Consider the following 19,683-nt stretch of genomic DNA (forward strand, 5'->3'; position numbering starts at 1 on the left):
TCTCGGGATTCTTCGTGGCGTCAACGGACAAGACGTCGCTCCAGTGCTCGCAGGAGGAGGGAGGCCAGATAGGAAACGAGGACGAAGGCCACACCGATCACGGTCAGCGGCTCGGTGAACTGGAAGTGCTGCTGCGAGAACAGGCGCGCCTGCCCGAGCATCTCCAGCACCGTGATCGCCATCAGCAGCGGCGTGTCCTTGAGCATCGAGATGACGTAGTTGCCGAGCGCCGGGACCACGCGGCGGACCGCCTGCGGCAGGATCACCGCCGTCCAGGTCCGCCGCCGCGGCAGGTTCAGCGCCGTCGCCGCCTCCCACTGGCCGGCGGGCACCGCCTCGATACCGGCCCGGTAGACCTGCATCGTGTACGTCGAGTAGTGCAGCCCGAGCGCGAGGACGCCGGTGGTCAGCGCGGAGAGCGTCAGGCCCCACTCGGGCAGCACGTAGAAGAGGAAGAACAGCTGCACCAGCAGCGGGGTGTCCCGGACGAACTCCGTGACCACCCCCACCGGCCAGCGCACCCACCGGGTCGGCGCCCGCATGAGCAGCGCCCACACCAGCCCCAGCACGAACGAGATCACCGAGCCGAGCACCAGCGCCTGCAGCGTGACGAGCAGACCGTCCCACAAGTGCGGCAGGAAGTTGCGTACGGCGCCCCAGTCCCAGGTCACGCCGCACCACCCCCGACCGGCGTGCCCACGGGTTCGGGCGACGTCACGGCCCCGCCCCGCACGGCCTTGCCCACGCCCCGCTTCAGCCGCTTCTCCAGCCCGCGCATCAGCCGGGTCAGCGCGAACGCGATCACGAAGTAGACGATCAGGACGTACGTGTAGATGTGGGCGCTCTCCTGCAGCGCGAGCCGCACCAGGTTCCCGCTGAACGCCAGGTCGCCCATGCCCATGACCGACACCAGCGAGGTGCCCTTGAGCAGTTCGATCAGCAGGTTGCTGAACGGCGGGATCATCTCCGGCACCGCCTGCGGCAGCAGGATCAGCCGCATCCGCTGCCAGGGCGTGAAGCTGAGCGCGACGCCGCCCTCACGCTGCGCCGGGTCGACGGAGTTCAGGGCGCCGCGCACGATCTCCGAGCCGTAGGCGCCGTAGGTCAGTCCCAGCGCGAGCGTGCCCGCCCACATCGGCACCAGCTGCCAGCCGAAGGCGGGCGGCAGCACGAAGAACACCCAGAAGATCATCACCAGCGCCGAGGTGCCGCGGAACACCTCGGTGTAGAAGCCCGCCAGGAAGCGGACGATCCACAGCCGGTGGGTGCGGGCGACACCGACCACGAAGGAGACGGCACAGGCCAGCAGTGCGCTGAAGAACAGCAGCTGGACGGTGATCCACACGCCCTGGAGTACGAGTTCCCACAGTCCTGTCGTCATCCGCCGCACAGCTCCTTCGCGGTCAGATCCGTCATCTCGTCCCGCGAGAACCCGAAGGGCTCCAGGATCCGGAACAGCTCGCCGCTCTTCTTCAGCCGGCGCAGCTCGGTGTTGAAGGCGTCCCGCAGCTTCGTCTCGGTCCGCCGGAAGGCGAAACCGCCGCCGTCGACGTGCGGCTCGCCCTTCACCAGCGGCGCGAACGGCTTGGTGGCCTCGGCCTTGGCGGACTTCCTCACCACCTCGCGGGTGGTGAGCGCGGTACCGGCGAAGACGTCCACCCGGCCCGCCTCGACCGCGTTCAGCCCCGCCACCTGGTCGGGCACGATCAGGATGTCGCTCTGCCGGTACCCGGCCTCGACCGCGTACTGGATCTCCGCGTAGCCGGTCCCGGTGGCGAACCTGGCCTTCTTCGCCACGACGTCCTTGTAGTCGTGCAACCCCTTCGGGTTGCCCTTGCGGACGATGAACGAGTCGAGCATCCGGTAGTCGGGATCGGCGAACAGGACCTGCTCGCAGCGGTCCGCGTTGATGTACATCCCGGCGGCCACGACGTCGAACTGCTGGGAGTTCAGGCCCGGGATCAACGAGCCGAACTCCGTGGGCACGGGCTGCACCCGGTCCACTCCGAGCCGCTTGAAGACCACCTTGGCCAGCTCGGGCGCCTCGCCCGTCACCTTCCCGTCCTTGCCGATGTACCCGAACGGGATCTCGCCCGCGATGCCGAGCCGTACGACCCCCTGGGCCCTGAGCCGGTCCAGGAGGTCACCGCCGCCGCCGGCGGACGCCGTGGCCACGCGACTGCACCCGGCCGCCCCGAGCGCGCCGGCCGCCGCGACCCCCGCGAGCAGCGACCGGCGGCTGGGCCGCCCGGGCGTCCGTCTGCCTCTTCCAAGTCCATGTGGTGGAGCCATGAGCGCGCCGCTACCCAAGCGAGTTGAAGTTATGCGAAGCAAAATCGGCGCCCCGCTGGGTACCCGCACCGCGACGGCTCCCGGCCACCGCCCCCCGGCGGCCCCCCACGGCGGGCCCCACGGCAGCGCGACCGCACCAGGAAGGCAGGACATGACCGCACTCGGATTCCTCTACCCGGGCCATTTCGCCGAGGACGACTATCCGCGCATCGAGCAGCTCCTGGGCAGTGACATCCGGGTCGATCTCGTCCACACCGGGATCGGTGAGGACGCCTACCGGCTGGAGGCGCTGCGCGCGACCGGCGCCGTCGACCAGGTGGCGCGCAGCGTCGAGGGGCTGCGGCTGTCCGGCGCCGAGGCGGTGGTCTGGGCCAGCACCAGCGGCAGCTTCGTGCACGGCTGGGACGGCGCCCACCAGCAGGTGCGCGCCCTGGCCCGGGCGGTCGGCATGCCGGCCTCGGCGACCTCCTTCGGCTTCGTGTACGCGGTGCGCGAGATCGGGGTGCGGCGGGTCGCGGTCGCGGCGACCTATCCGCAGGAGGTGACGGCCCTGTTCACCGAGTTCCTGCGCGCCGGGCAGGTGGAGGTGGTCGCCGAGCACAGTGCCGGGGTCACCGGCGCGGCGCAGGCGGCGGCCTGGGACGAGGCGGAGATCCTCGCCCTGGCGCGCGCGGCCGACACCCCGGACGCCGAGGCGGTCCTCCTGCCGGACACCGCCCTGCACACCGCCTCCCACATCGCGGTCCTGGAGAAGGACCTGGGCAAGCCCGTCCTCACCGCGAACCAGGTGACCGTCTGGGAGGCGCTGCGGCTCACCGACCGCCGCGTCAACGCCCCCGGGCTGGGCGCCCTGTTCACCCGGGAACCGATCGTCCAGGTATGAGGTCCGTATGAGGTCCGTATGACCTTCGCGTGACGTCGGCGGCAGGCCGGTGCGAGGCCGGGACGGGGCCCGTGCCGGACGCCGGGCGCGCTTGCGGGAGGCCTCGCACAGGCGTTACCTGGAGATGTCCGGCGGTGCGGCGAGAACGCCCCGGTCCCGGCCCGGGCACGCCAGGCACGCCGGCGGTACCCGCCGGCGCGTGATCGTGCCCGCCCGCCCCCCGTGTCCCGCGCCCGTGTCCCGCCCGGGTGGCGGTCCGTCGTCGCCGCCGTCGTGGAGCGATGACGCGGAGGTGACCGAAGGTGAAAGCCGTCGTCTACGAAAAGCCCTTCAACGTGACGGTGCGCGATGTCGACGATCCGCGGATCCAGCATCCCAACGACGTGATCGTCCGGGTGACGTCGAGCGCGATCTGCGGCTCCGACCTGCACATGTACGAGGGCCGCACGGCCGCCGAGGCGGGCATCGTCTTCGGCCACGAGAACCTCGGCATCGTGGAGGAGGCCGGCAGCGGCGTGACCTCCCTGGCCGAGGGCGACCGGGTCGTCATGCCGTTCAACGTCGCGTGCGGGTTCTGCAAGAACTGCCTCGCCGGAAAGACCGGGTTCTGCCTCACGGTCAACCCGGGATTCGCCGGCGGCGCCTACGGATACGTCGCGATGGGTCCCTACACCGGTGGCCAGGCCGAACGCCTGCGCGTGCCCTTCGCCGACTTCAACTGCCTGAAACTGCCGCCGGGGGAGGAGTTCGAGACCGACTTCGTGCTGCTCGCCGACATCTTCCCGACCGGGTACCACGGCTGTGAACTCGCCCAGGTCGTCCCCGGCGAGTCCGTGGCCGTCTTCGGTGCCGGGCCGGTGGGGCTGATGGCCGCCTACTCGGCGCTGCTGCGCGGCGCGTCGAAGGTGTTCTCGGTGGACCGGGTGCCCGAGCGCCTGGCCAAGGCGGAGGAGATCGGGGCCGTCCCCATCGACTTCACCCAGGGCGACCCGGCCGGGCAGATCAAGGAACAGACGGGAGGCGAGGGCACCGACAAGGGCGTGGACGCCGTCGGCTACCAGGCCCAGTCGCACAAGGACGCGAGCCACGAGGAGCCCGCCGTCGTCCTCAACACGCTCGTCGAGACGGTACGGCCCACCGGCATGCTCGGCATACCGGGCCTGTACGTCCCGTCCGACCCGGGCGGGCCCGACGAGCACGCCAAGCACGGCCAGCTCCTGGTCTCCATCGGCAGGATGTTCGAAAAAGGCCAGCAGATGGGCACCGGCCAGTGCAACGTCAAGCGGTACAACCGCCAGCTGCGTGACCTGATCATCGCCGGGCGGGCCAAGCCCAGCTTCGTGGTCTCGCACGAACTGCCGCTCGACCAGGCTCCACAGGCCTACGAGAAGTTCGACAAGCGGATCGAGGGCTACACCAAGGTCGTCCTCCACCCGGCACACGCCCTGGCGGCGTGAGGAGCGCACCCCGGCCCCGCCCGGCGACCCCCGCGAGGGGCGTGGGCGGGACGCGGGGAAGAGGAGGCCTACGGAGAGTAGTGAGCAGGATGCGAGGAGCGCCGCGGAAATAAACGGGGACTGTCTCCTGTTGTCGCCGGGAAGAACGAGCACGGCCAACCAGCAGGAGGCACCCCGTGGCGGCAGACGAGATCCGAGGCGAGGGACACGGCACCGCACCCGTACCCCTCTCCGTCCTGGACCTGGTGACGGTGGGCGCCGGGCACACGGCCACGGACGCCCTGCGCACCAGCGTCGAGCTGTCCCGCCTCGCCGAGCGCCGCGGCTACCACCGGTACTGGGTCGCCGAGCACCACTCCATGCCCGGCGTCGCCTCCTCCTCACCGGCCGTGATCCTCGCCCACCTCGCCGCCCACACCGACCGCATCCGCCTCGGCTCGGGCGGCGTCATGCTGCCCAACCACGCCCCGCTGGTCATCGCCGAGCAGTTCGGCACGCTGGAGGCCATGGCTCCCGGCCGGATCGACCTCGGCCTCGGCCGCGCCCCCGGCACCGACGGCGCCACCGCCGCCGCCCTGCGCCGCACGGATCACCTGAACGAGGGCGCCGACGACTTCCCCCAGCAGCTCGCCGAGCTGACCCGCTTCCTCGACGACGACTTCCCCGACGGCCACCCCTACCGCCGTATCCACGCCGTCCCCGGCCCCGTCCAGGCCACCTCCCCGGGCGGCGTCCAGTCCCCGCACCGCCCGCCGCTGTGGCTGCTCGGCTCCTCCGGCTTCAGCGCCCGGCTGGCCGGCATGCTCGGCCTGCCCTTCGCCTTCGCCCACCACTTCTCCGCGCAGAACACGATCCCGGCGCTCGACCTCTACCGCGAGTCCTTCCGGCCCAGCGCGGTCCTCGACGCCCCCTACGCCCTCATCGGCGTCGCCGCCCTCGCCACCGACGACGAGCGCGAGGCCCGCCGCCAGGTCCTGGCCGCCGCGCTCAACATGGTCCGGCTGCGCACCGGGCGCCCCGGACTCGTCCCCACGCCCGAGGAGGCGGAGGCGTACGAGTTCAGCCCGATGGAACGGGACTTCATCACCTCCTGGAACGCCAACGTCATCCACGGCACGCCCGACGAGGTCCGTTCCGGCCTCGACGACCTCCACAAGCGCACCGGCGCCGACGAGTTGATGATCACCAGCAACGCGCACAGCGGCGACGTACGCGTCCGGTCCTACGAACTCATCGCCGACGCCTACGGGTTGCCCACCGCCTAGGACGGACACCCCTCGCCCACCCGCCGGGGCCCGGGTCCGCGCGGAGGCCGACGGCGCCTGCGGGGTCCGGGGGCGCTCGCGGAGGCTCAGGGGCGCCCGCAGGCGTGGCCGTCCAGCAGTTCGGAGATGCGGTCCGGCGACACCGGGCGGGAGTACAGCCAGCCCTGCCCGGTGTCGCAGCCGATGCGGCGCAGCCGGCTGGCCTGGTCGGAGGTCTCCACACACTCGGCGGTGACGGTGAGCCCCAGCCGGTGGGCGAGCTGGATCATCGCCTCGACGATCACCTCGTCCGCGGGGCTCGCCGCCTGGGCCGCCTCCTGGGCCGTCCCCTCGCACGGCTGCCCGTACTGGAAGCCCCGGACGAACGAGCCGTCCAGCTTCAGGACCGACACCGGCAGGCGGCTGAGGTAGGCGAGGTTGGAGTAGCCGGTGCCGAAGTCGTCGATGGCGATGTGCACGCCCATGTCGCTCAGCGCCCGCAGCGCTTCCAGCGGCCGTCCCGCCGAGCCCATCACCGCGGACTCGGTCAGCTCCAGTTGCAGCAGACCCGGCGCCAGCCCCGTCTCCGCCAGCACCTGGGCGACGTCCTCGACCAGGTCCGAGTCCCACACCTGGCGGACCGCGACGTTGACGCTGACGAAGATCGGCGGCTCGTCCGGGTGGTCCAGCTGCCAGCGCCGGGCCTGGCGGCATGCGGTGGCCAGGATCCAGCGGCCCAGCGGCACGATCGAGCCGTCCTCCTCCGCCAGTGTGATGAACCGATTCGGCGTCAGGACGCCGAACTGCGGGTGCCGCCAGCGCACCAGTGCCTCCACCCCGCGCAGCCGCCCGTCCTCCATGGCGACCAGCGGCTGGTACTCCAGCGTGAACTCGCCCCGCTCCACGGCCGCGCGCAGCGTGGAGACGAGCGCCTGGCGGGTCATGCGGTGCGCGTTGCGCTCCGGGTCGAACAGCGTCCAGCGGGCCCTGCCGTCGGCCTTCGCCCAGTACAAGGTCGTGTCGGCCGCCTGCATCAGGGCGGTGGCCGACGTCCCCGCCGCCTGCCGTTCGACCACGCCGATCGACGCCGACACCGACAGCCGCCGGCCGGAGATCTCGAACGGCGCCTGGAGGGCGGTGAGCGCCGACTCGGCCAGGTCGGCCAGTTGTTCGGTGCCGGTGGAGTCCTCCACGAGGAGCGCGAACTCGTCCCCGCCGAGCCGGGCCACCAGCGGCGTGCTGCCGCGCCCGTGACCGGCCTCGTCCGCGCAGCCGGTCAGCCGCCGCGCCACCGCCGCGAGCAGCCGGTCGCCGACCCGGTGCCCCAGGGTGTCGTTGACCGCCTTGAACCCGTCCAGGTCCAGGTAGCACAGGCCGATCCGGCCGGTTCCGCCGCGCTCGTACGCCTCCGCCTCCAGCGCGGCCGACAGCCGCTCGAAGAACAGGGTGCGGTTGGGCAGCCGGGTCACCGGGTCGTGCATCCGCAGGTGCCGCAGCCGGGCCTGGAGTTCACGGCGCGCGCTGACATCGGCGACGGACAGGAGCAGGACGCCGGGGGTGTCGGGCGCGAGTCCGCGGGGGGTTCGGGGCGCGGACTCAGGGGTGCCCGGGCGCCCGGCGGAGTTCTCCGGCGGCAGCGGCGCGACCGTGACCTGGGCCCACAGCGAGCGGCCGTCGGGCTGCTTGAGGCGGCGGGTGCAGCGCAGCCGGGCCTGCCTACCGCGCAGCACCTCGCGGTAGGCCTGCCAGGTGCGGGCGTCGGAAGCCAGGCCGACCAGGTCGGCGGCCACCTGCCCGGCGAGTTCCTCCGGGGACGCGCCGACCAGCACACCGAAGGTGTCGTTCGCGCTGACGACCAGGCCCTCGCGGTCGACGACCGCCATCGCGAGCGGGGCGGCGTCGAAGACCGACCGGAAGGGCTGCGGGTCCGGGCCCGAGGGGGCGGCGGGGAAAGTCTCCGGGGGGAGGGCCGTACCGGTGAAGTACGGCCGCGAGGACCCGGGTTCCGCCATTGGAGTGAATCCGGGCTCGGGGCCGCGGACCGGGCTAAGCACCGGCGCACGCTCCGGGGCGTGCTCGGAGGTGTGTCCCGACGCTGGTTCCGCGGCGGCACGCTCGCCGACGCCGGCCACGGGCGGTTCAGCACCCGTAGCCGTCGTAAGATCACTCTGTGTGACTTTCGGCTGCATGCAGTCTGCCGTGGGCGTCGGCCCTTCGGACGTTCCGCTCACCGCTCGCTCCCGCAGTGCACTCGGTCTTCGTATCGGTCTCGTCGGGTGGCCGGCCGAAGGGGAACGGCCGCCCGGCCCGTGTCCGCGCAGGAAAGTGCCAGGAAAGTGTGCCGATCATAGAGGCTGGCGCGGTGCCCCTTCCAGCCGTTCACCGTTTCCGCCCGGCGTGCGCCCCTCCTGCCAGATCGTTTCTGCCCACACCTGGACGGGTTCTTCAGACGCGCGACCGCTTGTGACGTTCCGTGAGCGGGCCGGGGACGCCGCTCCCGTCGGGACGGTGCGGCGCCACGCTTCCGCAGGCCGTGCCCGCATGCCTCGTGTGCGTCCGGTCACCCGTGCGATCACCCTTCCGGTGCAGACAAACAGGGCGTACTCCTCCAAACTCCCACAGGCTGGGTGCGGTGTCCCGCGAACCGCACTCGGAGGTCCCTGTGCCGCGTCAGCTCCCCCTGAAAGCGCTCGGCCGTGACGCTTTCCAGGCGCTGAGCCGTGCGCGCACCCGCCCCCGACTGCGGAGCACCGCCGCGGTGTTCACCACCCTCTCGGCGGTCGCCGCCACCTCGATCCTCAGCGGCCCCTCGGTCGCCGAGCCCTTCTCGACCACGCCCTGCGCGCTCCGCAGGACCGACGCCCACCACTCCGAGGGCGTCGACACCTGGAACCCCTCCTACGTGCGTCCGGCCGGGACGCTCGACGCCGTGATGATCTTCCTGTCCTTCCCGGACGCCGCTCCGCTCACCACCCCGGCCGAACTGGCCGCCGACCACTTCCCGGCCACCACCCGCTTCTACCGCCAGGCCTCCTACGGCAGGTTCACGCTGCGCCCGCATCCGCTGCGGCACTGGATCCGCATGCCACGGCCGTCCACGGCGTACGCCATGCACCGCGACTGGGACGCGGAGGACCGGGCGGCCTACCTGCGGGACGCGGTCGCCGTCGCGGACCCGGAGGTCGACTTCTCCCGCTACGACATCGTCTACCTGGTGGCCGACCCGGACGCGCCCGGCGTCGACTCCGACGCCACGAAGGTCATCAACCTGAACACCCCGCTGCGGGCCGACGGTACGGATATCCGGCGGGTGGTCACCGTGTTCGAACGGCACCCGCCGGACCGGCTGGTGCTCGCCCACGAGACGGGGCACGTCTTCGACCTGCCGGACCTGTACCACCGGCCGTCCGACGACAAGGGCGACTGGGACACGTACGTGGGCGACTGGGACCTGATGGGCAGCCAGTTCGCCCTCTCGCCCGACCTGTTGGCCTGGCACAAGTGGAAGCTCGGCTGGCTCGACCCCCGACAGGTGACCTGCGTGCGCGGCAGCGGGCCGACCCGGCTGACGCTGGAGCCCGTCGAGGCGGGGCCGCCCGGCACGGAGGCGCCGGGGCCCGGGGAGGCGGCGGGGGAGGCCGACCCGGGCGCGGCCGGGGCTGCGCTGTTCGGGCTGGGCGGCGGGACGAAACTCGCGGTGGTGCGGACCAGGAGCGACCAGGCGCTGGCCGTGGAGGCGCGGGCCCCGGTGGGCAACGACGTCACCGGATGCCGGCCGGGGGTGCTGGTGTACCGGGTGCGCGGAGACGCGGAGTCGGGGGGCGGGGCCGTACAGGTGCTCGACGCCCATCCGCACACCAGTGCCTGCGCGGACAGCTCCGTCTATCCGCCGCTCGCCGACGCGCCCGTCGGCGTGGGGGAGAGCTACACCGTGCCGGGGGACCACGTCCGCGTGGAGGTCGAGGACCGCACGGCCTCCGGGGCGTACACCGTGAGGATCACACCGGGCTGAGGGGCCGGGCGAAGGCGGGGGCCGTACCGGCGAGGGGCCGCACCGGAGCCCGGGGAGAACGAAGAAGGCGATACGCGCTCGCTCTCGCGAACCCGTATCGCCTTCGTCATCGTGCGCCGCCAGGGACTCGAACCCCGGACCCGCTGATTAAGAGTCAGCTGCTCTAACCAACTGAGCTAGCGGCGCCTGCTGACGTCGTAGACATTAGCATCCTGATCCGCGGGAGGAAAAATCGAAATCCGTACGGCCGACCGCGCCGCCCGTACGGCTGCCCACACCAGGATCTCGGGGCCCGGCAGCCACGGGTGGCGGGTGTCCGGCGCGACCAGCCAGCGGGAGGCGGAGCGCACGGCGGCGCTGGAGCCGACGGGCGCGGGAACGGTCACCGCGTCGCCGTTGCCGTGGCACAGCAGCGGTGGCACGCCGCCGGTGCGGCCGCCGCCGTCCTCCCGGCCCCGGGAGCCCCACTCCTCCCACTCCAGCAGCGAGGGCAGCCGGTGCGCGGTGCCCGGCGAGGCGAACAGCAGCATCCGTCCCCGGTGGACGGCGACCGGTCCCGAGCCGGGCCCCTCGTCCCAGAGCCGGTCCAGCATGCGCCGGCCGAAGATCGCGGGCACGTTGACCACGTCGAAGGCCGAGCCGCAGGGCAGCACGACCGGTGCGTCGGGGCGCTCGCGCCAGTGGGCGAGCGTGCTGCGGGGGTACGTCCCGGCGGAGGCGAGCCATGCGGCACCGTCGGGGGTGACACCGGTGACCTTGGTGACACCCGTGACGCCGGTGACGCTCGTGAGGGTCGTGACGTCGGAGGCGCCGGCGGGGGGCTCGGCGGGAGCGCCGGCCCCGGCGGGGGCGCACCGGCTGCCGGTCGCGAGATCGGGATGGGCGGGGGAGGGGCGTGTCCCTGTGCGGCTCATGAGTGTTACGTCTACCGACCGTGAAGGCCCGCTTCCACACGGTTGCGGGAAATCGGGACGCGAAGGGGCCGAAGGGAGTATCTTGCCCCGCTGGCATATGCCAGCAGGAAGGGTGCGAGGGGGTCGTGGGGAGCCGGGGCGGTCAGACCGGGTCGGCGGGGTTGGCGTGCGCGCTGCCCTCGGCGCCGCGCAGCAGGTCCCGCCCGAACTCGACCATCTTCTTGGCGTAGTCCTCGGTCCACTCCGCCCGCTCGGCGATGTCCGCCGGGCTCAGCCGGTCGAAGCGGCGCGGGTCGGCGAGCTGGGCCGCGGCGACCGCCTGGAACTCCACGGCACGGTCGGCCGCCGCGCGGAACGCCAGCGTCAGCTCGGTCGCGCGCTCCAGCAGCGCCCGCGGATCGTCGATCGACTCCAGGTCGAAGAAGTGCTCGGGGTCGGCGGCGGCCGCGGCGGGCTCGAAGAGCAGGGGCGCGGGGCGTAGCCGCGGTTCGTTCCGACGCGGCGTGGGCTCCGCCATGTCTTCTCCTCCTCGTACGGTGTCCGGTGACGCCCTCCTGTGGAAGGCCACCGTCCATTGTCTCGCGTATGCGCGAGGGGCCGGGCGGTGCCTGCCCATCCCCGGACCTTCTCAAGCCCGCGCGCCCGCGGGATGTTCCCGCGCGCCCCCGGGTTCCGCTTCAGGCGGTTCCGGTTCGGCGTCCGGTCCCCGCCGGGTGTTCGCCGGTCGTCGCCGGGCGGGTGGCGGGCGGGGCGGCCTCTGCGTCCGGGGGCGGCTCGTGGGTCAGGGGCGCCAGGTGATCCGGTGTTCGTGCAGGCGGGCGAGGACGGCGTGGTTGGCTTCCCAGCCGTCCGGGAACTTCACCGTGACGCCGAGCTGGACCGGTTCCGTGGACGGGTGGTCGTCCAGGAGTTCGCTCACGCCCGCGCGGCAGACCACGATGCAGGCGTGCCGGTGGCGGGATGCCAGGACGCACAGGCGGCCGGTCTCCAGGTGGAAGGCCGTGGCGTCGGGGCGGCCCGAGAGCGGGTGCAGGACGACGGTGACGTCGAACTCCCGGCCCTGGAGCCGGTTGGCCGTGTCCACGGTGACGTCCCGCACGCCGCGCTCGGCGAGGGCCGCGCGGACGGCCGCCGCCTGGTCGCGGTGGGCCGTGCCGACGGCGATCCGGCCGGCGGTCAGCGGCGCCGGGTCCGGGTCCCGCTCCGAGACGGCCGCGCCGCCCCGCTCCAGCAGCCGCGTCACGACCGCCGCGAGCGCCCGTACCGCCTCCGGGTCGGTGCGGGGAGTGTGCCGGGCGGGCAGCTCCAGCAGACCCCAGCCGGACGCGGCGGCCTCGTCGATCACGCGGTCGGGGCCCGAGCCGTCCGAGGCCACCGCGAACGTGAGCCGCCGGTCCCCGGCCGCCGTGCCGCTGCGGAACGGCGTGTACGGGTAGAACGCGTCCGAGACCAGCGGCGCGGCCGACGCGGGCAGCCGCCACGACACCGGCAGCCGGTGCTGGGGCAGCTCCGGGTTGTGCGCCAGCAGCGTCGTCACCGCCGAGGCCGACGGGTCGTACGACAGCCCCGCCCACTGTTCGCCGCCCACGATCGAGAACGGGTCGAGCTGGCCGGGATCGCCCACGAACAGCGCCCGCTCGAACAGCCCCGCCACGGCCAGCAGCGCGTCCGAGCGCATCTGGTACGCCTCGTCGACGATCGCGTGCCGCCACGGTTCGTCGACCTTCACGTGCGCCCACTTCGCGGCGGTGGACAGCACGACGTCGAGCCCGGCGAGGTCGGCGGCCTTCGCCGACGTACGGACGTTCGGCAGGGCGTCGAGCGCCTTGTCGTAGGCGTCGGTGTCGCTGCTGTGCAGCCGGCCGACGGGCAGCTCGGGGTTCTTCTGCGCCAGCCGCAGGACCAGGTCGTCGACCTGCGCGTTGGTCTGCGCGACCACCATCAGCGGCCGCCCGGCGTCGGCCAGCTCCAGCGCGGCACGGACGACGAGCGTCGACTTGCCGGCGCCCGGAGGGGAGTCGACGACGACACCGCGGTGCGCGCCGCGCAGGGTGTCGGAGAGGATCGCCTCGGTGGCGCGGGCGGCCGCCGCACCGGGGTCGAAGCCGCCCCCGGGCGTGCCGCGGCCGGCGGTGGTCTCCTCGGCGGGGGCGGTCACAGCAGGTCCTCCTCGGTCACCGGGTCCGGGGCCTCCGGCGCGCTCTCCTCGCCCGGCGGGCCGCCGTGCGTCCACGGGGTGTTCTCCGGGTCGGGCAGCTTCGCCCCGCCGCGCTGCTCGTGCTCGAAGAGCGTGAAGCAGACCCGGTCGCCCTTCTCCGGCACGGAACCGGTCTCGGGCTCCTTGCCGCGGCCCATCTTGTCGAGGATCCGCAGCACGATCAGCGTGCCGTCCTCCTCGCGGGCGACGACCTCCGCCGACTGCGGCCTGCCGTCCAGCGAGCGGTACACCCTGACCCGCTCGCCCAGGAGCGGCCGGTCGTCGGTGCGGACGGTGACCAGCGGGCGCGGGGCGGGGCGCTTGCCCTCGCTGTACGCCATGGTCACGTCCGTGACCTCGCCCGCGAACGCCTCCCCGGCCAGCCGCCGCCCGGCCATGACCAGCGGGTCGTCCAGCGCCTGCTGGGCGTCCAGCCGGGCCTGCTCCCGCTCGCGTGCGGCCAGCTTGTTCGCCGCGGTGACCGCGTCGTCCCGGCGCGGCTGCGGCGGCTCCCCGGCGAGCACCCGGTCGCGGTGGCCGGTGAACGACCAGCGGTCGCGGGTCCACCGCTCCCGCACGCGCGCGCCCTCGGGCAGGGCCCGCAGCAGGTCGAGGCCCTCCCAGACCTTCTCCCAGGTGGGCAGGGCGCAGCGGCGGACCAGGTCGCGGATGTGCTGCTCGGCCTCGGTGAGGGCGCCCAGCCGCTCGTCGGCCGCCAGGCCGTCCTCGGCGGCGGCCAGCGCACCGCGCGCGCGGTCGTAGCGCTCGATGGCCGGGGCGAGGAGCTTGTTGTCGAAGGCCGGGTCGGTGGCCGGGCCTGCGGGCGGGCAGAGCAGCTGCCCGGCCGCGTCCCGCTCCCGCTCCGCCCGCAGGGCCGCCTCGGCGCCCGAGAGGCCGTCCGGCGGGGAGATCCACGCCAGCAGCGCGCCCAGGTGCTGGTCCTCCAGGGCGGACTGGCCGGTGGTCCAGTGCAGGGCCAGGACGTCGCTCAGGGCCAGCAGCAGCGAGGAGCCGGGCACCCGGGCGCGCTCCGCGAAGTGGGTCAGCCACCGCCCGAGCAGCGGCACACGCGGCGGTGCCGGGTGCGGAGCCTCCGGATCCTGCTCGGCGGTGCGCCTGAACCGCATGGAACGTCCGAGCAGGCGTACGAGATCGATGCCCGCGCGGCTGGGCACGATCAGCTGGGGCGCGTCCGCGCACAGCTCGACCTCGACCTTGACCCGCTTGCCCGTCTCCGGGTCGGTCTCGCTGCGCTCGGCGGCCTCGACCGCCTCCGCGCAGGAGTCGATGTACGGCAGGACGACGTCGGCCAGCTCGGCGAGGAACGCGAACCGCAGATCCCGGTCGCGCGGCTGCGGCACCACCAGCAGCCGTGGCGCGTCCCGGTCGGTGCCGACGAGCGCGCCGAGCGGGGCGCCCGCCTCGCCCGCGGTGGTGAGCGGCACGCACACCAGGGGCCGCTCGGACAGGTGCCGGTGGCGGACGGTCGCGGCGGGCTCGGCCCGCCCGGACCGCACGGCCTCCAGGCGCGCGAGGGTGGTGATCAGCGACATGCGGCCTCCCGCCGGACGGCGGGACGCCCGGCGTCCTGCGGGCCGGACACGGCCCGCGGGTGGCCGCTCAGCGCCTCCGCCCGCAGCACCGCCGCCCGGCGCAGCGCGGCCACCGCCGGGTCGTCCGGGTCGCCCGCCTCGCCGTGGGCCGCGGCCAGCACGTCCTCGACGCTCGTCAGACCGCCCAGTTCGGCCCGGGCCGAGCGGCCCAGCGCGGTCACCGCGCCCTCGGCGCGCGACCGGGCCCGGCAGTGGAAGGCCAGCTCGCAGGTGGACAGGCACTCGGGGGCGTAGGAGGCGGGGACCGCCTCGACCGCCGCCGCCAGCTCCTCGCGGGGCAGCTCGGGGGAGAAGCACACGCCCTCGGGGAGCAGGTCCGCGATGTCCTGCAGCCGGGTCAGCCGGGTCAGCTGGCGGGCGGTCACCGCGCGCTGCTTGCGCACGTCGACGGCGCAGGCGGTGGGCAGGTTGGAGAAGTCCTTGGGGCACACCAGCAGGACCCGGTGACGCACGCGCGGGGCGGGCGCCGCCTCCTGGTCCAGCCGCGCGGCGACCTCCTCCAGGGCCAGCACGTACACGGCGGCCTGGCGGGCCGCCGCGCCGACCTTCGCCGGGTCCGCGGAGCCGTCCAGCATCGGGAAGGACTTGATCTCCACGACCGTCCACGTGCCGTCCGGGTGCACGACCACCGCGTCCGGCTCCAGGAAGGCGGGGGAGCCCGCCACGTCCAGGGCGAGCAGCGGATGGTCCAGCAGCGTCCAGGCGCGCGCCTCGGTGGCCTCGCGCAGCGCCAGCGCGGTGCGCGCCGCGCGCCCCTCGGGACCGACGGCGGTCAGGTCGGGGACGTCCGCCTCGCGCGGCGGCTCCGCGGCGGGGTCCAGCCGTCCGTGCACCAGCCGCAAAAGCTCCGCGCCGCCGTCCGCCTTGACCCGGGCCTCGAACGCGTTGCCCCGGGTGAGGGCGAACTGGGACTGACCGAACGCGGACGGCGCGCCCAGCGCGCCCGCGAGCGCCGTCTTGTCCACGCCCGCGCCGTCCAGGATGGCGCGCCGTCTGCAGCCCGGGTTGGCGGCGAGGGCCGCCAGCGCGCGGGCGTCCAGCGCACGCGCCGGTACGCCGTTGCCGCGCAGCTCAGCGAGCTGGTGCCGGAGCGCCGTCCTCCGCGTCCTGGGAGGAGGCACCCGGCTCGGCCGGGGAACCGAGCCGTGTTTCGCGCTGCCGTGGAATTCGCTCACCCGCCGAAGTCTGGCACCCGCCACTGACAATCGGGGAGATGTCGCCGCCCGGGCGGCCGGCGAGGGCCGGGACCCGCGCGGCCAGGACCGCCCGGGCCCGGTCCACGGAGCGTGTCACGACCGGGCCGAGCAGCAGTCCGACGCCCATCACGGCGACCCCCGCGACCGCGTCGAGGAAGTAGTGGTTCGCCGTGCCCATGACCACGAGGGTGGTCAGCAGCGGGTAGGCGACACCGGCCGCCTTCGTCCAGCGGGTGCCGCCGTGCCGCCAGAGCATCACCCCGCACCACAGCGCCCACCCCACGTGCAGGCTGGGCATGGCCGCGTACTGGTTGGTCATCCCGCCCATGCCGCGCGGCGCGCTGGCGTCACCGCCCCACCAGCCGTACGAGCTGTAGTGGGCCATGGTGTCCACGAAGCCGTGGTCCGGCGACAGCAGGCGGGGCGGGCAGGTCGGCAGCAGGGTGAAGCCGATCAGGCCGATGAACGTGGAGGTCATCAGCCAGGTGCGGGCCGTGCGGTAGAGGGCCGCGCGGCTGCGGAAGAGCCACACCAGGATGATCGGTGTCACCACGTAGTGCAGTGACGCGTACCAGAAGTCGGCCGGGACGCCGAGCCAGGGTTCACGGGTGAACAACCGGTTGAGCGGGTGCTCGAAGTTGAGCCGGAGCACCTTCTCCAGGCGCAGGATCGACAGCCCGTGGTCGACGGCGCCCGAGACGTCACCGCGGACCAGCAGCCGGCCGGCCGTGTAGCAGCCGTAGACGAGCAGGATCAGCGGCACTTCGGTCCACCAGCGAAGCCGGGTCCGCGGGGCCGCCTCGGTACGCGGTGCAGGTGCCGGTGCCTCGGTCTGCGGCATCCGATGCCCCTCCCCCTTCAGGTCGCTCTACTACTCGTCGCTGCGGCGCCCGGCGACATGGGTCGGTCCCCGGCCGGTCGTGACACTTTACGGTCTCGGCGCCCGCCCGCGCGGGGCGCCCCGGCCCTCGAAGACGCGAACACCGCCCCCCGGGTTGCTCCCGCACAGGGTGCGCGATGATGGGAAGGTCCCGCCCGAAGATCTCACTTTTTCCCCGGAAAGGCTGCTCATGGCACCGCGCATCCTGCTGGCCCGGCACGGACAGACCCAGTGGTCGCTGTCCGGCAAGCACACCGGCAGGACCGACGTGCCCCTCCTTGCGGAGGGCCGGCGGGGCGCCGAACTGCTCGGCGAGCGCCTGCGCCGGGCCCCCTTCGACGGCCTGCCGGGTGTCGAGGTCCGCACCAGTCCGCTGGCACGCGCGCGCGAGACGTGCGACCTGGCCGGCTTCGGCGAGCGCGCCATGTGCTGGGACACCCTCATGGAGTGGGACTACGGCGCCTACGAGGGCATGACGCCCGAGCAGATCCAGGCCGAGAACCCCGGCTGGCTCATCTGGCGCGACGGCGTACCGCGCGGGGAGACGCTCGCCGAGGTCACGGCCCGGGCCGACGAGGTGGTGGCCTGGGCGCGCGCCGAGGACCGCGACGTGCTCGTCTTCGCCCACGGGCACATCCTGCGGTCGATCGGCGCCCGGTGGCTCGGTCTGCCGCTCGACTTCGCCGCGCGCGTCCGCCTCAACCCCACGTCGCTGTCGGTGCTCGGCTGGGCGTACGGCGAACCCGCCCTGGAGAGCTGGAACGACGTGGGGCACCTGGCCGCGTAGGGCGCCTCAGACGGTCCTGGGCGTGCTCGCGTGCCGCTCCAGGAACGCCGACACGCCGCTCGCCCGACGGTGCGGGGACAGCACCCGCGCCGTCCCCGCCAGCATCATCTGGATGCGCGAGGACTGGACCTGGTCCAGCAGGTCCAGGACCCGCATCCCGGCCGCCGCCGCCTCGTCGGGACGGCCCCCGCGCGCGAGGTCGTCGGCCAGTTCCGCCGTGTACAGGGCGATGTTCCGGCTGAAGTGCGGGTCCTGGAGCCGGGCCGCCCGCCCCGCGTGCTGCGCCGCCCGCGGCCAGTCGCCCAGCATCGACCAGCACTGGGCCTCCAGACCCTCCAGCTCGGCCTCGCCGTAGAAGCTCATCCACTCCGGGTCGGCCTCCGAGGGGCCCCGCCCGAACAGCACCTGCGCGCGGGTGAGGGCCTGCGCGCAGCCGGTGCGGTCGGCGAGCCCCGCCCAGCCCCCGGCCTCGCGCAGCGCGAGCAGCGACATCAGCCGGGCCGAGCCCAGCCCGCGGGCGGCGCGCTGCGCCGCCTGCGCCGCCCGCACCGCCTCACGGGGCCGCCCGGCGTCGCGCGCGAGGAACGCCGTGTTGCAGAACGCGTGCGCCTCCACGGCCGCGTCGCCGGTCATCCGGGCGGTGGCCAGCGCCTCCGCGTAGTGCGAGCGCGCGTCGTCGAAGCGGCCCGAGTCGTGGGCCAGCCAGCCCACGGAGATGGCGAGTTCGCCGGCGCCCGCGTGCAGCCGTTCGGCCGTGGCCTGCCGGGTCGCGCCGGCGTCGAGCAGGGCGTACGCGGCGCGCAGCGGAGCCGCCGCGCGCCGGTAGAGGCCGTCCGCGCCGTGCCGGTCGTCGAGCAGCCGGATCCTGCGGACGGCCTCTTCGACGGCGCCCGCGTCGCTCGCGCCGGCGCGGCGGACGGCGCGGTCCGCGGCCGCCGCGTCGACGGCGAGCCCCAGGGGGCCCAGCGAGGCGGCGGCCACCGTGGCGCCCCCGCGGGTCATGAATGCGCGACGCAGCACGTCGCTCTCCTCGTGGTCCTCGTGCGGGTGGTACAGGTCTTGCCCGTCGTACAGGTCGTGCCGGTCGTGCGGGTGGTGCTGGTCGTGCCGGTGGTGCTCGTCCGGCGGGCGGTGCCGGTCGCCGTCCGTGCGCGCGGGAGGCACGCCGGTGGGCGCTTCGGCGCTCCCGGGGGCGCGCGACGCCCGCCCGCGCACGGACGAACGGGGCGCGAACCCCAGGTCGGTCAGGGTGCGGCCGGGGAACATGTGCAGGAACACACGTTCGTAGGCATAGTTCGGGCAGCGGATCTCGCCCGCCTCCACCCGGCCGATGTAGCGCGCGTCGCAGCTGACCCGCTCGCCGATCTCGCGGGCGGCACGCCGCACCGCCGCGGCGAACTCGGCCGGCGAGCGCTGTCCGCGCAGGTGCCGGAAGGCGAGGTTCGGCCGCGGTGGCCGGGGGTACGGGGACGAGGTCACCGTTGACGACGCCATGGCCGGGCCCTCTCGTGCGAACCGTCGAACCATGCCGGATTCGAGGCGAGTTACCCGGGTTGCCCCGGTGGCACCCTGTTTCCGACGAGCAAGAACGTACCGGTTGTGTCCGCTCCGCCACGCAGGGTTTAGCTACAAACCGGATATCTCATCCACGATCTGCCATGAACTGCCATCCTTTGTGGCTGACTTCGGCCGTAGCCGTTGACGCGCCCCCCGCGTTGAACCGTGCGAACCGGGAGCCGCCCGACTCCCGACCCGCTCGCGCACGAGGAGGGGTACCCGTGGTGGAGTCCGGGACGCAGGCTCACGGGAGCGCCGACCGCTGTCGGCCGCCGGAGCCGGAAACCGGCTGCGACCTGGTGACGGTGCCGGCCCGGCAGGGCCTGGAGGCGGTCGACATCCTGCGCCGTGAGGCCGGGGACGCGGTGGGTCCCGTCCTGCACGACGACGGCGGTGACACGCTGGGGTTCGTGGTCCCGGCGGGCACGGCCGCGGCGTGGGACCTGCCGGGCAGCACGTGCACGCGGACGGACGGCCGGGGCCTGCGGATGGCACCCCTGCCCCCCGTCGAGGGCTCGGACTGGCTGCTCCCGCCCGGGGAGGCCGACCGTGCGACGGACCCCGCGGTGCTGCGGCGCGCGCTGGGCGAGGCGGCCCGGATGATCGAGGCCGCGGACAGCTGCTGCTGAGGGCTGCGGCGGGCCTGGGACA

General features: G+C 73.9%; 17 protein-coding genes and 1 tRNA gene. 6 read left to right on the plus strand and 12 right to left on the minus strand.

The window, feature by feature from the left end:
- Positions 1 to 20: 20 nt before the first annotated feature.
- From ehuD to ehuB, 3 genes are read right to left on the minus strand one after another with little or no spacing between them, the layout of a single operon-like run.
- Positions 21 to 671 (minus strand): ectoine/hydroxyectoine ABC transporter permease subunit EhuD, encoded by a 651-nt coding sequence (gene ehuD / locus ABZ719_RS12565; protein WP_366725173.1) that lies wholly within the window; start codon positions 669 to 671, stop codon positions 21 to 23.
- Positions 668 to 1,381 carry an ectoine/hydroxyectoine ABC transporter permease subunit EhuC gene (gene ehuC / locus ABZ719_RS12570; protein WP_366725174.1) on the minus strand — a complete coding sequence of 238 codons (714 nt, stop codon included), beginning with the start codon at positions 1,379 to 1,381 and terminating at the stop codon, positions 668 to 670. Before ehuC ends, ehuD begins: the two co-directional genes overlap by 4 nt.
- Positions 1,378 to 2,292 (minus strand): ectoine/hydroxyectoine ABC transporter substrate-binding protein EhuB, encoded by a 915-nt coding sequence (gene ehuB, locus ABZ719_RS12575; RefSeq protein WP_366725175.1) that lies wholly within the window; start codon positions 2,290 to 2,292, stop codon positions 1,378 to 1,380. The genes ehuC and ehuB overlap by 4 nt, the downstream gene beginning before the upstream one ends.
- Before the next feature lie 151 nt (positions 2,293 to 2,443).
- Between ehuB and ABZ719_RS12580 the strand changes: the two genes are divergently transcribed.
- The 3 genes from ABZ719_RS12580 (at position 2,444) to ABZ719_RS12590 (ending at position 5,897) form a co-directional block, all read left to right on the plus strand.
- Entirely contained in the window at positions 2,444 to 3,175 is a 732-nt protein-coding gene (locus tag ABZ719_RS12580; RefSeq protein ID WP_366725176.1) for a decarboxylase, read from the plus strand.
- A 302-nt stretch (positions 3,176 to 3,477) separates the two neighbouring features.
- Positions 3,478 to 4,632 (plus strand): glutathione-independent formaldehyde dehydrogenase, encoded by a 1,155-nt coding sequence (locus ABZ719_RS12585; RefSeq protein WP_366725177.1) that lies wholly within the window; start codon positions 3,478 to 3,480, stop codon positions 4,630 to 4,632.
- Positions 4,633 to 4,808: 176 nt separating this feature from the next.
- Positions 4,809 to 5,897: an LLM class flavin-dependent oxidoreductase gene (locus tag ABZ719_RS12590; protein ID WP_366725178.1), complete on the plus strand. Its 1,089-nt coding sequence runs from the start codon at positions 4,809 to 4,811 to the stop codon at positions 5,895 to 5,897.
- Between the two features lie 86 nt (positions 5,898 to 5,983).
- On the opposite strand, the gene ABZ719_RS12595 is transcribed toward ABZ719_RS12590, so the two are convergent.
- Positions 5,984 to 7,888 carry an EAL domain-containing protein gene (locus ABZ719_RS12595; RefSeq protein WP_366725179.1) on the minus strand — a complete coding sequence of 635 codons (1,905 nt, stop codon included), beginning with the start codon at positions 7,886 to 7,888 and terminating at the stop codon, positions 5,984 to 5,986.
- Between the two features lie 650 nt (positions 7,889 to 8,538).
- Here ABZ719_RS12595 and ABZ719_RS12600 point away from each other — a divergent pair.
- Positions 8,539 to 9,888, plus strand: coding sequence for a M6 family metalloprotease domain-containing protein (locus ABZ719_RS12600; RefSeq protein WP_366725180.1), 1,350 nt, complete (start codon positions 8,539 to 8,541; stop codon positions 9,886 to 9,888).
- A gap of 112 nt (positions 9,889 to 10,000) precedes the next feature.
- Here ABZ719_RS12600 and ABZ719_RS12605 read toward each other — a convergent pair.
- From ABZ719_RS12605 to ABZ719_RS12635, 7 genes are all read right to left on the minus strand, one after another.
- A tRNA-Lys gene (locus ABZ719_RS12605) sits at positions 10,001 to 10,074 on the minus strand.
- Positions 10,065 to 10,802 carry a bifunctional DNA primase/polymerase gene (locus ABZ719_RS12610; protein WP_366725181.1) on the minus strand — a complete coding sequence of 246 codons (738 nt, stop codon included), beginning with the start codon at positions 10,800 to 10,802 and terminating at the stop codon, positions 10,065 to 10,067. The genes ABZ719_RS12605 and ABZ719_RS12610 overlap by 10 nt, the downstream gene beginning before the upstream one ends.
- A gap of 142 nt (positions 10,803 to 10,944) precedes the next feature.
- A complete protein-coding gene (locus ABZ719_RS12615) occupies positions 10,945 to 11,319 on the minus strand; it encodes a hypothetical protein (RefSeq protein ID WP_366725182.1) in 375 nt (124 codons plus the stop codon).
- A gap of 264 nt (positions 11,320 to 11,583) precedes the next feature.
- Entirely contained in the window at positions 11,584 to 12,960 is a 1,377-nt protein-coding gene (locus tag ABZ719_RS12620; protein ID WP_366725183.1) for an AAA domain-containing protein, read from the minus strand.
- The gene (locus tag ABZ719_RS12625; RefSeq protein ID WP_366725184.1) at positions 12,957 to 14,552 is read right to left on the minus strand and encodes a hypothetical protein; all 1,596 of its coding nucleotides are present in this window, start codon (positions 14,550 to 14,552) and stop codon (positions 12,957 to 12,959) included. The genes ABZ719_RS12620 and ABZ719_RS12625 overlap by 4 nt, the downstream gene beginning before the upstream one ends.
- A complete protein-coding gene (locus ABZ719_RS12630) occupies positions 14,543 to 15,733 on the minus strand; it encodes a hypothetical protein (RefSeq protein WP_366725253.1) in 1,191 nt (396 codons plus the stop codon). Before ABZ719_RS12630 ends, ABZ719_RS12625 begins: the two co-directional genes overlap by 10 nt.
- On the minus strand, positions 15,684 to 16,649 hold the full coding sequence (locus ABZ719_RS12635) for a phosphatase PAP2 family protein (RefSeq protein ID WP_366725185.1): 966 nt from the start codon (positions 16,647 to 16,649) through the stop codon (positions 15,684 to 15,686). Before ABZ719_RS12635 ends, ABZ719_RS12630 begins: the two co-directional genes overlap by 50 nt.
- Before the next feature lie 229 nt (positions 16,650 to 16,878).
- Here ABZ719_RS12635 and ABZ719_RS12640 point away from each other — a divergent pair, with 229 nt between their 5' ends.
- On the plus strand, positions 16,879 to 17,475 hold the full coding sequence (locus tag ABZ719_RS12640) for a histidine phosphatase family protein (protein WP_366725186.1): 597 nt from the start codon (positions 16,879 to 16,881) through the stop codon (positions 17,473 to 17,475).
- Positions 17,476 to 17,481: 6 nt separating this feature from the next.
- Here ABZ719_RS12640 and ABZ719_RS12645 read toward each other — a convergent pair whose 3' ends face one another.
- Positions 17,482 to 18,969, minus strand: a complete 1,488-nt coding sequence (locus tag ABZ719_RS12645) for a hypothetical protein (protein WP_366725187.1) — start codon at positions 18,967 to 18,969, stop codon at positions 17,482 to 17,484.
- Positions 18,970 to 19,328: 359 nt separating this feature from the next.
- Here ABZ719_RS12645 and ABZ719_RS12650 point away from each other — a divergent pair, with 359 nt between their 5' ends.
- Positions 19,329 to 19,661 (plus strand): hypothetical protein, encoded by a 333-nt coding sequence (locus ABZ719_RS12650; protein WP_366725254.1) that lies wholly within the window; start codon positions 19,329 to 19,331, stop codon positions 19,659 to 19,661.
- The last annotated feature ends 22 nt before the right edge of the window (positions 19,662 to 19,683 follow it).

It is taken from the genome of Streptomyces sp. NPDC006743 (assembly GCF_040703815.1).
GTDB lineage: Bacteria > Actinomycetota > Actinomycetes > Streptomycetales > Streptomycetaceae > Streptomyces.

Bases quoted from the DNA above. Each gene is read 5' to 3' on its own strand.
- ehuC (WP_366725174.1), bottom strand. From the start codon at position 1,381: ATGACGACAGGACTGTGGGAACTCGTACTCCAGGGCGTGTGGATCACC.
- ehuB (WP_366725175.1), bottom strand. From the start codon at position 2,292: ATGGCTCCACCACATGGACTTGGAAGAGGCAGACGGACGCCCGGGCGG.
- ABZ719_RS12580 (WP_366725176.1), top strand. From the start codon at position 2,444: ATGACCGCACTCGGATTCCTCTACCCGGGCCATTTCGCCGAGGACGAC.
- ABZ719_RS12595 (WP_366725179.1), bottom strand. From the start codon at position 7,888: ATGGCGGAACCCGGGTCCTCGCGGCCGTACTTCACCGGTACGGCCCTC.
- ABZ719_RS12610 (WP_366725181.1), bottom strand. From the start codon at position 10,802: ATGAGCCGCACAGGGACACGCCCCTCCCCCGCCCATCCCGATCTCGCG.
- ABZ719_RS12615 (WP_366725182.1), bottom strand. From the start codon at position 11,319: ATGGCGGAGCCCACGCCGCGTCGGAACGAACCGCGGCTACGCCCCGCG.
- ABZ719_RS12625 (WP_366725184.1), bottom strand. From the start codon at position 14,552: ATGTCGCTGATCACCACCCTCGCGCGCCTGGAGGCCGTGCGGTCCGGG.
- ABZ719_RS12635 (WP_366725185.1), bottom strand. From the start codon at position 16,649: ATGCCGCAGACCGAGGCACCGGCACCTGCACCGCGTACCGAGGCGGCC.
- ABZ719_RS12640 (WP_366725186.1), top strand. From the start codon at position 16,879: ATGGCACCGCGCATCCTGCTGGCCCGGCACGGACAGACCCAGTGGTCG.
- ABZ719_RS12645 (WP_366725187.1), bottom strand. From the start codon at position 18,969: ATGGCGTCGTCAACGGTGACCTCGTCCCCGTACCCCCGGCCACCGCGG.